Here is a 12,517-nt window from a genome sequence, read left to right on the forward strand (position 1 = left end):
AAAGAGGCCGCCCCGGTGGGGCGGCCTTGACGCGGCCCACCCTTGGGTGCGGCCGAGAATTGACCGAAAAAAGGAATATCACCGTGGAGTTTTCCGTCAGCCGAGACGATTTCAAACTGGCCCAGGTTTTTACCATTTCGCGCGGGTCGCGGACCGAGGCGAATGTCCTCACGGTGCGGGTGCGCGACGGGGCGCATGAGGGGATCGGCGAATGCGTGCCCTATGCGCGCTATGACGAGACGCTCGACAGTGTCGAGGCCGAGATCCTTGGGCTGAGCGGCACGGTGGATCGTGCCGCGCTCTATGACCTGTTGCCCGCCGGTGCGGCGCGCAACGCGGTGGATTGCGCGCTTTGGGATCTTGAGGCGAAACGGGCGGGCAAGCGGGCCTGGGAGCTCGCGGGACTGCCGCAGCCGGGGCCGGAGATCACCGCCTATACGCTGTCGCTCGACACGCCGGAAAAGATGCGCGAACAGGCGGCGAAACACGCCTATCGGCCGCTTCTCAAGATCAAGCTCGGCACGCCAGACGATATGCCCCGGCTCGAAGCCGTGCGGGCCGGTGCGCCGAAGTCGACGATCATCGTCGATGCCAATGAGGGCTGGTCGGCGGAGGTCTATGCCGATCTCGCGCCGCATCTGGTGCGGCTTGGCGTGGCGCTGGTCGAACAGCCGCTGCCGGCCAAGGATGACGAGGCGCTGCGCGGCATGGAGCGGCCGGTGCCGGTCTGTGCCGATGAGAGCTGTCATGACCGCACGAGCCTGCCGGGGCTCAAGGGCAAATATGATGTGATCAATATCAAGCTCGACAAGACCGGCGGGCTCACCGAGGCGCTCGAGCTGAAAAAGGCGGCGCTGGCAGAGGGTTACAAGGTCATGGTCGGCTGTATGGTCGGATCGAGCCTGGCGATGGCGCCGGCGACGCTGGTGGCGCAGGGGGTTATGGTCACGGACCTTGACGGGCCGCTGCTTCTGGCCGAAGACCGCAAGACACCGCTAATTTTTGACGAGGCCGGGGTGCATCCCCCCGCGCCGGAACTGTGGGGATAAACCTATGACGCGCACCGTATATCTGAACGGCGAGTACCTGCCCGAAACCGAAGCCAAAGTGTCGATCTTTGACCGTGGGTTCCTGATGGCCGATGGGGTCTATGAGGTGACCAGCGTGCTGGGTGGCAAGCTCATCGACTTTGAGGGTCACGCCAAGCGGCTCGAGCGGTCGCTCAACGAGCTCGACATGAAGAAACCGGCGGCGTTTGACGACCTGCTGGAGATCCACCGCGAGTTGGTCCGGGTCAATGAGATCGAAGACGGTCTGATCTATCTGCAGATCACCCGTGGCGCGCCCGGCGACCGCGATTTCGTCTTTCCCGACCCCGAGACGACCGAGCCGACGCTGGTGCTCTTCACCCAGAACAAGCCCGGCCTCGCCGACAATCCGGCGGCGAAAAAAGGTATGAAAATCATCTCGATAGAGGACGTCCGCTGGGGCCGTCGCGACATCAAGACCGTGCAGCTTCTCTATCCGTCGATGGGCAAGATGATGGCCAAGAAGGCCGGTGCGGATGATGCCTGGCTCGTTGAGGATGGCCATGTGACCGAGGGCACGTCGAACAACGCCTATATCGTCAAGAACGGCAAGATCATCACCCGCGCGCTCAGCAATGACATCCTGCACGGGATCACCCGCGCGGCGGTTCTGCGCTGTGCCAAGGAGGCGCAGATGGAGGTGGAAGAGCGCAATTTCACCATCGCCGAAGCGCAGGAGGCCGATGAGGCCTTTGTCACCTCGGCCAGTGCCTTTGTGATGCCGGTGGTGGAGATCGATGGCGCGCAGCTGGGCGATGGGGTGCCGGGTCCGGTGGCCAATCGTCTGCGCGAGATTTACCTCGAAGAGAGCCTGAAAAAGGCGATCTGATCCGCTATCCGAGATGTGAAAAGCCCCCGTACAGGCGACTGTGCGGGGGTTTCTCGTTGCGGCGTTAACCCGGCCTCTAGGGGCTGAAATCCGACGTCGGTCACACGTCGGCAAAGCGTCGGTATGACGACGGTGAGGCTTTGGCCCCCTGCCGAGGGGGCCGAGATTGTGCGCCGGGCGCGCGGTGGCTTAGGCTCGGATAAACTTCAGCGTCGAGAAGCGCTGCCGTTCCGTCGCCACCGTGGCGGCGAGCGCCTCGGGGTCGCCCTTGGTCAGGGCGGCGGCGATATGGCCCGCGAGCATCGGCGCATCCTCGGGGGTCACGCCCCAGCGCACCAGCTCCGGCGTGCCGATGCGCAGCCCGTTCATGTCCCCCGGCACCGGATCGATCGGCAGGCCGATGCCACAGGCGAGAAACCCCGCCCGGCGCAGCGTTTTCGACGCCGCCTGACCGCCGCCAAAGCCCGCCGCCTCGATGGCGAATTGATGCGAGCGGGTCATGCCGCGATCGGCGGCAAAGACCGGCAGGCCTTCGGCATTGAGCGCGCGGGCGAGCGCGGCGGCGAGGTCGATCATCGCGGCGCCATAGGCCCGGCCATAGTCGCGCCAATCGAGCAGCGAGACGGCAAGAGCGGCGGATTTCGCGGCGTCGAAATTGGCGGTCATGCCCGGAAAGGCGATGGCGTCGATGCGCTGCATCAGCGCGTCATCATTGCTCACGATCAGGCCGCCGGCGGGACCGCCGAGGGATTTATAGGTGCTCATCGTCATCAGATGGGCGCCCTCGTTGAGCGGGTTCTTCCACGCGCCGCTGGCGATGATGCCGCATTGATGGGCGGCGTCAAAGAGCAGAGCCGCGCCGACCTCATCGGCGATCTGCCGGGTCTCGCGCACGGGATGTTCAAAGAGGTTGAGGCTGCCGCCCAGGGTGATGAGCCGGGGCCGTTCGCGCCGCGCCAGGTCGCGCAGCCCGTCGAGATCGACCGTATAGCCATCGGCATTGACCGGGGCGTGCAGCACGCGCAGCCCGTAGAGCCCGGCGCAGCCGGCGTCGTGATGGGTCACGTGGCCGCCGATCCCGGCCGGGGGCGCGATGATCGTGTCGCCCGGTTTGCAGGTCGCCATGAAGGCATAGAGATTGGCGATGGCCCCGGAGGGCACGCGGATCTCGGCGTGACGCGCGTCAAAGATTTCTGCGGCGAGCGCGGCGGCGATCACCTCGATTTCCTCTATGGCCTCGAGGCCCATTTCATATTTGTCGCCGGGATAGCCGAGCGAGGGGCGCGAGCCGATGCCGGAGGCGAGCATCGCCTCGGCGCGGGGGTTCATCACATTGGTCGCGGGGTTGAGGTTGAAACAATCGCGTTCATGGATGTGGCGGTTGTCCTCGGCGAGCCGGGTGATGCGGGTTTCCAGCGCGGCGCTGTTGGCGGCATGGGTCTGGGCCGCGAGGCGCTGCACCAGGGTGTCAGAGGCTTCGGGCACCCAGCTGCGGGGGGCGAGGGTCATGGCGGATACTCCTGTCGGTTTGCGACAGGAAACGCGGATTTGCGTGGCGGCGCAAATCAGATTACCTTTTTCTCAGTTTAGAAAAACTGGGCCTAGCTCATGTCCGTCTCGCCTCCTCGCCCCAAGGGGCCTCCTCTCAACGCGCTGCGGGCTTTTGAAGCGGCGGCGCGGCTCGGGGGTTTTGCGCTGGCGGCGGAAGAGCTCAGCGTGACGCCGGGGGCGGTGTCGCAGCATATCCGGGCGCTGGAGGATTGGGCCGGGGTGGCGCTCTTTGAGCGGCGGGCGCAGGGCGTGCGGCTCACGCCTGAGGGGGCGGCGCTGGCGCCTCGGTTTGCCCGGGCCTTTGACGCGATGGGCGAGGCGGTGCGCGAGCTGCAGGGGCTGCGGCCCGAGCCGGTGATCAGCATTGCGGCGCTGCCGAGCGTGGCGCAGCTCTGGCTCTTGCCACGGATGGCGGCGTTGCGGGCCGCGGTGCCGGGGGTGCGTCTTTCGGTGACGGCGCTCGAGACGCCGCCGAACCTGCGCCGCGAGCTCTTTGATCTCAGCCTGTTCATCGGCGCGGTCAGTGATGACCCGCAGGAGGCGGCGCGGCAGGAGGTTCTGGCGCGTGACAGTCTTGTGCCGGTGGCGGCACCTGTGCTGGCCGAGGGGATCGGCGGCGCGGCGGATCTGGCGCGGGCGACGCGGCTGCATGATGCGAGCTGGGAGGGCGATTGGGCGGGCTGGGCCGAGGCCGCCGGGGTGGCGCTGCCGGAGGCCGGGGCCGGGCCGCGCTATTCGCTCTATGCGCTGGCGGCAGAGGAGGCGCGGCATGGGGCCGGGGTGCTTTTGGGGCATCGGGTGCTGATTGCCGGGATGCTGGCGCGCGGTGAGCTGGTGACGCTCGGCCTGCCGGAGGTGGCGAGCGACGCGGCGCTGATCCTCGGTCATGCGGGCGGGCCGAAACGCGCGGATCTGACCCGGCTCATCGCGGCGCTGCGGGCGTCGGTGTGATCCGGGGCCGTCACGAGAGGTGATTGTACCCATCACAAATGCGGAATTGACGCGCCTCGCGGCGGGCCTAGAGTGGCGCGGCATTACCGGAGCCGGCCCGTGACCAAAACCCCGCTGTTTACCCCCGTTCTGATCGCAGGCTGTGTGATCATCGTCATGTCCTTTGCGATCCGGGCGTCGTTCGGCGTGTTCCAGATCCCGATTGCGGAAGAGTTCGGCTGGCTCCGCGCCGAGTTCAGCCTTGCCATTGCCATTCAGAACCTCGCCTGGGGCATCGGGCAGCCCATATTCGGCGCGCTGGCCGAGAAGATCGGCGACCGCAAGGCGATCATCCTCGGCGCGCTCACCTATGCGGCGGGGCTTGTGCTGTCGTCCTTTGCGGTGACGCCCGAGGCGCATCAGCTCTATGAGATCCTCGTGGGTTTTGGCATCGCGGGCACCGGCTTTGGCGTCATCCTCGCGGTGGTGGGCCGGGCGAGCAGCGACGAGAACCGGTCGATGAGCCTCGCCATTGCCACGGCGGCGGGCTCGGCGGGACAGGTGTTCGGCGCGCCGATGGCGGAATATCTGCTCGGGATGATGAGCTGGCAGGCGGTGTTCGTGGTCTTTGCGGTGACGATCCTCGCCACGCTCATGGTGTTGCCGATGATGCGCGCGCCGGAGCCGGTGAACCGGGCCGAGCTCGAAGAGAGCATGGGGGCGATCCTCAAGCGGGCGTTTCGCGATCCGAGCTATACGCTCATTTTCCTCGGGTTTTTCTCTTGCGGTTATCAGCTGGCGTTCATCACGGCGCATTTTCCGGCCTTCGTGACCGAGCTCTGTGGGCCGATCCTGCCGGGTGGGGTGCTGCATGGGCTGGGGATCACCACCACCTCGGCGCTGGGCGCAGTTGCGGTGAGCCTCATCGGGCTCGCCAATATCGCGGGCACGTTGACGGCGGGCTATCTCGGCAAGCGCTATTCGAAGAAATACCTGCTGGCGGCGATCTATACCGGGCGGACGATTGTGGCGGCGGCGTTCATATTGATGCCGATCACGCCGGCGTCGGTTCTGATTTTCTCGGTGGCGATGGGGTCCTTGTGGCTGGCCACGGTGCCGCTGACCAGCGGGCTCATCGCGCATATCTATGGGCTGCGCTATATGGGCACGCTCTATGGGATCATCTTTTTCTCGCACCAGCTTGGCAGTTTCATGGGCGTGTGGCTCGGCGGGCGGATGTATGACATCTATGGCGATTACACGATGGTCTGGTGGATCGGGGTCGGCATCGGGGCGTTCAGCGCCATCGTCCACCTGCCGATCCGCGAAGACCGCGCGCCGGTCGCGGCCTGAGCGCCAAGGCGCGGCGGTGGCTTTGGGTATTTGACACCAGAAAGAGGCGCTAGCCCTGTCGCAGGAGCCGGGCGCAGCCGCGCAGGGCGGCGTCGTCATCGGTGATGAGCCAGAGCGGGATGTCCTCGAGGATCGCGCGGTAGGGGCCTTTTTGGATGAAATTGGCGCGAAGCGCATCGGTGTCGAGACGCGGCAGCAGCGCGCGGGCGAGACCGCCGATGAGGAAGATCCCGCCCATCGGCAGGTGGATCGTGGCGAAATTTCCCAAGACCTGACCGAGGAGCGTGGTGGCGGCGGCGCGCGTGTCGCGCTGGGCGGGGCTGTGGCCGGTGAGGATCTCTGCGGGGCTGGCGTCTTCGTCATGCAGCGCCTTGTGGAGGCGCGAGAGCCCCGGGCCGGAGAGGAAGGCCTCGACCGGCAGATGATCCATCTCGAGCCGGGCCATGGCGGGGGCAAGGTCTGCCAGATGCGGCAGGCGGGAATGGCCGGCCTCGGCGGGGGGGACGAAGAGGTGAGACCCCAGATCATGGGTGACGGCGATGTTGCAGCCGGTGCCGAGGCCCAGCACCATGCGGGTGGCGCGGGGCGGTGGCGGGGCGGCCTGCCAGATCGGCGTGAGCCGGGCCGCGTCGAGATCGTCGAGCGCGTAGCCCTGGGCCTGCAGGTCGTTGATCAGGGTGACGCGGGTGGCGCCGGTGGTCTGGGCCAGGCGGGCCGCGTCGATCTGCCAGTCGCGGTTGGTGAGCTGGGCGCGGCCCGCGCGCACCGGGCCTGCGACCCCGGCGCAGAGCGCGGTGATCTCGGCCCCCTGCCCGGCCAGATACTCGGCGACGAGCCGGTCGAATTCCGGGTAAGCGTCATTGGCAAAGCTGGCGCTGCTGCCCGCGATGAGCCCGTCATGCGTGGCGAGGCCGAGGCGGCTGTTGGTGCCGCCCACATCGGCCACGAGCCATGTCTCAGTCATCGGTGCGCCATTTGGCGAGGGTTTGCCGTGCCGTCTGGGCCAGCATCACCACGTCGATGCCGACGGCGAGGAAATTCGCGCCCCAATCGCGGTAGCGGCGGATGGTTGCGTCGTCGAGGGCGAGGATGCCGGCGGCGCGGCCTGCGGCACGGATGCGGGCGAGCGCGTCCTCGATGGTCTCGGCCACCTCCGCTTGCGAGGCGTCGCCCATATGGCCCATGTCGGCGGCAAGGTCCGAGGGGCCGATGAAGACGCCATCGACGCCGTCGACCGCGAGGATTTCATCCAGCGCGTCGATGCCGGCGCGGGTTTCGACCTGTACCAGCAGGCACATCTGATCATTTGCGGTGGCGATATAATCGGGGATGTCGGCGAAGTGCGAGGCGCGGGCGAGTGCCGCGCCAGAGCCCCGGATGCCGTCGGGCGGGTAGCGCATGGCGCGGACCAGAGCGCGGGCCTCAGCCGCGCTTTCGACCATCGGGATGAGCAGGGTCTGGGCGCCCGCGTCGAGCACCTGTTTGATGAGCCAGGCCTCGCCCATCGGCAGGCGCACCACCGGGTGGCTGTGCTGGCCGCGCAGCACGGCGAGCTGGGCCGAGATGCTGCGCAGGTCGTTGGGGGCGTGTTCGCCGTCGATCACCAGCCAGTCATAGCCCGCGGTGGCGAGCACTTCGGTGGCGTAGGGATCGGCGAACCCTGCCCAGCAGCCGAGCAGCAGATCGCCCGAGGCGAGGGCGGATTTGAAGGTGTTGGTGGGCGCGGGCATCGGGCGGCTCCTTGGAATGCGGTGGGGCGGGCGGCTATGGCGGAGTTAACCGCCATTCGCCGCCCAAGGCCAGCCCTGTCAGCCCCCCTGCCCCGGAACGCCGCGCCGGAGGTCGCCCCGCGATCGCCGCAGGTCAGTCGACCTCGGAGAGCCGGGCCAGCGCCTCTTTGAGCTTGGTCTCTTCCTCTTCACGCAGGGCGAGATTGTCGCGGGCCTCTTCGACCACCTCATCCGGGGCGCTGGCCACGAATTTCGGGTTGTTGAGCCGTCCGCGCAGGCCCCCGAGTTCCTTGGCAAGCTTGCCCAGTGTCTTTTCGAGACGGGCCTTTTCAGCGTCGATGTCGATGATATCGGCGAGCGGCAGGCCAAAGCTGCCGCCTTCGACGGCGACGGTGATCGAGCCTTTGGGGAAGCTTGCGACCTTATCGAGGCTCTCGACCCGGGTCAGGCGTTTGATCATCGTCTCATTGCTGTCCCAGGCGGTCTGACCGGCGGCGTCGAGCGTAGTCACCACCATCGGGATTTTGGCCCCGGCGGGCACATGCATCTGGGCACGGGCCGAGCGGACCGCCTCGATCAGCGAGATCACCCAGTTCATTTCGCGGTCGGCGGCGGGATCGACGAGCTCGGCCCCGTATGTCGGCCAATCGGCATGGGCGAGCATCGTATCGCGGCGGCCCAAAGTGCCCCAGAGCTCTTCGGTGATGAAGGGCATGATCGGGTGCAGCAGGATCAGGCATTGGTCGATGACCCAGGCCATGGTCGCCTGGGTTTCCGCCTTGGTGGCGTCGTCGCCATCGAGCAGCAGCGGTTTCGAGAACTCGACATACCAGTCGCAGACCTTGCCCCAGACAAAGCCATAGAGCGCCTGGGCTGCGTCGTTGAAGCGGAAAGTCTCGAGCGCCTCGTCGACCACCTGCCGGACCTTGGCGGTTTCACCGATGATCCAGCGGTTGACCGTGGCCTCGGGTGTGGGAACCCGGCCATCGCTGCCGGTGGCGCCGTTCATCTCGGCAAAGCGGGCGGCGTTCCAGAGCTTGGTGCCGAAATTGCGATAGCCGGCGATGCGCTGCATATCGAGTTTCAGCACGCCGCCGAGCGAGGCCATGGCGGCATTGGTAAAGCGCAGCGCGTCGGCCCCGTATTCGTCGATGATCTCGAGCGGGTCGATGACATTGCCGGTGGATTTCGACATCTTCTTGCCCTTGGCGTCGCGGACGAGCCCGTGCAGGTAGACGGTGTCAAAGGGCACCTGATCGACGACGGCGAGCTGCATCATCATCATCCGGGCGACCCAGAAGAAGAGAATGTCCTGACCGGTGACCAGGGTCGAGGTCGGGAAATAGCGTTTGTATTCCTCGGTCTCCTCGGGCCAGCCGAGCGTGCCGATGGGCCAGAGACCGGACGAGAACCAGGTGTCGAGCACGTCGGGGTCGCGGGTGAGCGTGACGCCTTCGCCCGCCTGTGCCTGTGCCTCGGCCTCGGTCGGGGCGCAATATTGGTGGCCCTCCTCGTCGAACCACACCGGGATCTGATGGCCCCACCAAAGCTGGCGCGAGATGCACCAGGGTTCGATGTTCTCGAGCCAGTGGTAATAGGTCTTTTCGCCGCTCTCGGGCAGGATTTTCACCGTGCCGTCGCGCACCGCATCGAGGGCGGGGCCGACGATTTTTTCCGCATCAACGAACCATTGGTCGGTGAGCATCGGCTCGATCACCACTTTGGACCGGTCGCCAAAGGGCTGCATGATTGGCTTGTTCTCGACCAGCGGCACGGCCACCTCCTGCGCGTTGTCGTCCTCGTCGGTGCGGGTCTCGGTCGTCATCACGGCGAGACCTTCGGCGGTGATTTCCTCGACCACCTTGGCGCGGGCCTCGAACCGGTCGAGACCGCGCAGGTGATCGGGGACGAGGTTGATCGCATCGGCCTCGGCCTCGGTGAAGGCCGCCCCCTTGGCATGGGCCTGGGCCTTGGCGGCCTCGTCGGCATAGGGGGCGCCATCGGCCCGCATCTGGCCGCGGGTGTCCATCAGACGGTACATCGGGATGCCGCCGCGCTTGGCCACCTGATAGTCGTTGAAATCATGGGCGCCGGTGATCTTGACCGCGCCCGAGCCGAAATTCGGATCGGGGTAATCATCGGTGATGATCGGGATCAGGCGGCGGTGTTCCTTGGGGCCGACGGGGATTTCGCAGAGCTGGCCGACGATCGGCGCGTAACGTTCGTCCGAGGGGTGCACCGCCACCGCGCCATCGCCGAGCATGGTTTCGGGGCGTGTCGTGGCGATGGAGATATAGTCGCGGGTCTCGCGGAGGGTGACGTTGCCGTCCTCGTCCTTTTCGACATAGTCATAGGTCGCGCCGCCGGCGAGCGGGTATTTGAAATGCCACATGTGACCGGCCACTTCGACATTCTCGACCTCGAGATCGGAGATGGCGGTTTCAAAATGAGGGTCCCAGTTGACCAGCCGCTTGCCGCGATAGATCAGCCCCTTGTTGTACATCTCCACAAAGACCTTGATCACCGCATCGTGGAAATTCGGCGAGTTTTCGTGGCCCGTGCGCGTGTCGCCCGCCGCGCCCGCCATGGTAAAGGCGGTGCGGTCGAAATCGCAGGACGCGCCGAGGCGCTTGAGCTGATTGATGATGGTGCCGCCCGATTGCTCTTTCCAGGCCCAGATCCGCGACAGGAATTCATCACGGCTGAAATCGGTGCGTTTCTTGCCCTCTTTGGCAAGCTCGCGTTCGACGACCATCTGGGTGGCGATGCCCGCGTGATCGGTGCCGGGCTGCCAGAGCGTGTCAAAACCCTGCATCCGCTTCCAGCGGATGAGAATATCCTGCAGCGTGTTGTTGAAGGCATGGCCCATGTGCAGCACGCCGGTGACATTGGGCGGCGGGATCATGATGGAATAGCTGTCGCGGCCGGGCTTGGCATTGGCCCCGGCCCGGAAAGCGCCGGCCTGTTCCCAGGCCTCGATAAGCCGTGCCTCAGCTGCGGCCGCGTCAAAGGTTTTTTCCATCGCCATCGTCTGTCGTCCTGTACCGGAAGGGGTTTGCCCCTCCCTTAGCGAATGGCCGCGCAAAGGAAAAGGGTGTGCCCCCCGAGGCGGCGCGCCTGTGGCGCGGGCGGGACAGGGGTATTTGCCACCAGAAAGAGGCGCGAAACCTCTTGTTAACCCAGAGCTGCGAAACTGGCGGCGCGGTACAGGCTGGGGAGCCGATGACCGTACCAGGAAGAGGCCGCCCCGTGCCTTGTGGGGCCGGGGCGGTTATCAAAGGGTTCGTTTAGCAGGACCGGGCGCAGGGCCAAGATGCGGCCTTGCGTCTTTCTGGTGTCAAATACCCAAACCCGACAGAGGCCCGGGGCGCAGCCGTGGCGGATCAGGCGGCGCGGCGGGCGGCGACGGCGTCATCCACCAGTGGCTCACGCGCGCCGGGGCGGATCACCTCGGGGTCATAGGGCGTGCGGGCGAAGAGCTCTTCCACCATCGGCGCGAAAAACTCGAGCGGCAGCGTGTCGTAATCGGGGTCGAAAGACGCCTGATCCCAGCGCTCGCAGAATTGCGCATTGTCGTCGAAATAGGGGTTGCCGCGATGGCGTTCGCGCTTGTGCTGGTCGAAGCCGTCGAGGTGGTGCCCGTAGTAGAGCATCTGAAAATCGCCATGGGTCTGCACCACCCAGGCGCATTGTTCGCGGATGAAGGGGCGCAGGATGGTGGCGGCGTATTCATCGTGGTTATAGGGCGCGTAGATGTCGCCTATGTCATGCAGGAGCGCCGCCACGACCCAATCCAGATCGGCCCCGTCGCGCCAGGCGCGGGTGGCGGATTGGACGGAATGGCCGAGCCGGGTGATCTGATAGCCGGAGAGGCTTTCATCCAGTTCCGAGAGTGCCTTGAGCAGCCGTTTGGCGGTGTGTTTGGTGTGGTCGATCTCATGGGCGGTGAGGAATTCATAATCTTCCTTGGTGCCGTCCTTCATCTGCGTGAAGCTGACCTTGTCCATCTTTGAGGCTCCTTGCTGTGCCGCGTCAGGCGCGGTCATGATCCCTGTTCCGCGTATAAGCCTACTGTCTTGGACGCGCCTTGGGCCAGCGCTTTTGCCTGGGCGCGGCGGATCGTATCGTAAAGGGCGAGGGCCTGCGGGTGGAAGGGCGCGCGCGGCGGCATGTAATGGAGGAAATTGCCGCTGTGATCAGCGCCGCGGGCCATCATGGCGTAGTCGCGGTCGGCGACCTCTTGACGGGCATTGGGGTTGAGGTAGCGGATGGCGAAGCCGATGCGCCGGTCGTCCGAGCCATTGGGGCCGGAGCCGTGGATCGTCAGCCCATGGTGCAGCGACATCTGCCCCGGCTGCAGTTCGATATGGGTCTTGTCGCCCTCGGCCACTTCGACGGCGACCTCCTGACCGCGCGACAGGAGATTGGTTTCGGAGAAGGTGTCGACATGCGGCAGGATCGGGTTTTTATGGCTGCCGCGCACGAAATCCATGCAGCCCGAGGCGCAGGTGGCGGGCGAGAGGGCGATCCAGGCGGTGACCTGATCCGAGGTTTCGCCCATGCCCCAGTAGGTCAGATCCTGATGCATGCCGACCACATGTTTGGTGCGCGGCTCCTTGATGAAGAACTCGGCCGACCAGACCATGAGATCGGGGCCGAGCACGCCTTCGACCACGTCGAGCACGCGCGGGTCGAGCGCCAGACGCGCGGCCAATGGCAAGACGCAATGGGCGTTGACGCGCAGGTAGCTGTTGAGCGGCAGCGGCAGGTCGGCGGCACGCCAGTCCGCTTCGAGCGTTTCAAACTCGGAGCGGATGGCGGCGGCCTCGGCCGCGTCCATCACTGTGATCGGATGCAGAAACCCGTCCTGCCAGTAGCGGTCCTGCAGCCCGGTATCGAGCTGTCCCGCCGCAAGCGCCAGTGCCGTCATCGCCTGTTCCTCCCTCTGCGATATCGCCTGTTTCGCCCCGAGCCTAGCCGGGGCTTGGGCGGCGGCGATAGGCGAAAGACTGGACGCTGAGGGCAAGCTGGGCTTA

Annotated in this window: 10 protein-coding genes; 4 read left to right on the plus strand and 6 right to left on the minus strand. The window is 66.0% G+C overall.

Features of this window, described 5'->3' with window-relative positions:
- Positions 1-83: 83 nt before the first annotated feature.
- Together dgcA and WA237_RS16085 are read left to right on the plus strand one after the other, a co-directional pair.
- Positions 84-1,049 (plus strand): N-acetyl-D-Glu racemase DgcA, encoded by a 966-nt coding sequence (gene dgcA / locus WA237_RS16080; RefSeq protein ID WP_336098847.1) that lies wholly within the window; start codon positions 84-86, stop codon positions 1,047-1,049.
- Positions 1,050-1,053: 4 nt separating this feature from the next.
- The gene (locus WA237_RS16085; protein WP_336098849.1) at positions 1,054-1,917 is read left to right on the plus strand and encodes a D-amino-acid transaminase; all 864 of its coding nucleotides are present in this window, start codon (positions 1,054-1,056) and stop codon (positions 1,915-1,917) included.
- A gap of 189 nt (positions 1,918-2,106) precedes the next feature.
- Here WA237_RS16085 and glyA read toward each other — a convergent pair whose 3' ends face one another.
- A complete protein-coding gene (gene glyA / locus WA237_RS16090) occupies positions 2,107-3,426 on the minus strand; it encodes a serine hydroxymethyltransferase (RefSeq protein ID WP_336098851.1) in 1,320 nt (439 codons plus the stop codon).
- A gap of 99 nt (positions 3,427-3,525) precedes the next feature.
- Here glyA and WA237_RS16095 point away from each other — a divergent pair, with 99 nt between their 5' ends.
- Both WA237_RS16095 and WA237_RS16100 read left to right on the plus strand, forming a co-directional pair.
- Positions 3,526-4,419, plus strand: a complete 894-nt coding sequence (locus tag WA237_RS16095; protein ID WP_336098852.1) for a LysR family transcriptional regulator — start codon at positions 3,526-3,528, stop codon at positions 4,417-4,419.
- 156 nt (positions 4,420-4,575) lie between these two features.
- Positions 4,576-5,751, plus strand: coding sequence for an MFS transporter (locus tag WA237_RS16100; protein ID WP_050754177.1), 1,176 nt, complete (start codon positions 4,576-4,578; stop codon positions 5,749-5,751).
- A gap of 49 nt (positions 5,752-5,800) precedes the next feature.
- On the opposite strand, the gene WA237_RS16105 is transcribed toward WA237_RS16100, so the two are convergent.
- From WA237_RS16105 to WA237_RS16125, 5 genes are all read right to left on the minus strand, one after another.
- The gene (locus WA237_RS16105; RefSeq protein ID WP_336098853.1) at positions 5,801-6,715 is read right to left on the minus strand and encodes a glucokinase; all 915 of its coding nucleotides are present in this window, start codon (positions 6,713-6,715) and stop codon (positions 5,801-5,803) included.
- On the minus strand, positions 6,708-7,481 hold the full coding sequence (locus WA237_RS16110) for an HpcH/HpaI aldolase/citrate lyase family protein (RefSeq protein ID WP_336098854.1): 774 nt from the start codon (positions 7,479-7,481) through the stop codon (positions 6,708-6,710). The genes WA237_RS16105 and WA237_RS16110 overlap by 8 nt, the downstream gene beginning before the upstream one ends.
- Before the next feature lie 133 nt (positions 7,482-7,614).
- Positions 7,615-10,509, minus strand: coding sequence for a valine--tRNA ligase (locus tag WA237_RS16115; protein WP_336098856.1), 2,895 nt, complete (start codon positions 10,507-10,509; stop codon positions 7,615-7,617).
- A 355-nt stretch (positions 10,510-10,864) separates the two neighbouring features.
- Entirely contained in the window at positions 10,865-11,488 is a 624-nt protein-coding gene (locus tag WA237_RS16120) for an HD domain-containing protein (protein ID WP_336098858.1), read from the minus strand.
- 35 nt (positions 11,489-11,523) lie between these two features.
- Complete coding sequence (locus tag WA237_RS16125; protein WP_336098859.1) at positions 11,524-12,411, minus strand: phytanoyl-CoA dioxygenase family protein; 888 nt, start codon at positions 12,409-12,411, stop codon at positions 11,524-11,526.
- Positions 12,412-12,517: the final 106 nt, after the last annotated feature.

The organism is Roseovarius sp. CH_XMU1461 (assembly GCF_037027165.1).
Classification (GTDB): Bacteria; Pseudomonadota; Alphaproteobacteria; order Rhodobacterales; family Rhodobacteraceae; genus Roseovarius; species Roseovarius nubinhibens.

Coding starts and splice junctions, on each gene's coding strand:
- WA237_RS16085 (WP_336098849.1), top strand. CDS start 1,054: ATGACGCGCACCGTATATCTGAACGGCGAGTACCTGCCCGAAACCGAA.
- glyA (WP_336098851.1), bottom strand. CDS start 3,426: ATGACCCTCGCCCCCCGCAGCTGGGTGCCCGAAGCCTCTGACACCCTG.
- WA237_RS16095 (WP_336098852.1), top strand. CDS start 3,526: ATGTCCGTCTCGCCTCCTCGCCCCAAGGGGCCTCCTCTCAACGCGCTG.
- WA237_RS16100 (WP_050754177.1), top strand. CDS start 4,576: ATGTCCTTTGCGATCCGGGCGTCGTTCGGCGTGTTCCAGATCCCGATT.
- WA237_RS16105 (WP_336098853.1), bottom strand. CDS start 6,715: ATGACTGAGACATGGCTCGTGGCCGATGTGGGCGGCACCAACAGCCGC.
- WA237_RS16110 (WP_336098854.1), bottom strand. CDS start 7,481: ATGCCCGCGCCCACCAACACCTTCAAATCCGCCCTCGCCTCGGGCGAT.
- WA237_RS16115 (WP_336098856.1), bottom strand. CDS start 10,509: ATGGCGATGGAAAAAACCTTTGACGCGGCCGCAGCTGAGGCACGGCTT.
- WA237_RS16120 (WP_336098858.1), bottom strand. CDS start 11,488: ATGGACAAGGTCAGCTTCACGCAGATGAAGGACGGCACCAAGGAAGAT.
- WA237_RS16125 (WP_336098859.1), bottom strand. CDS start 12,411: ATGACGGCACTGGCGCTTGCGGCGGGACAGCTCGATACCGGGCTGCAG.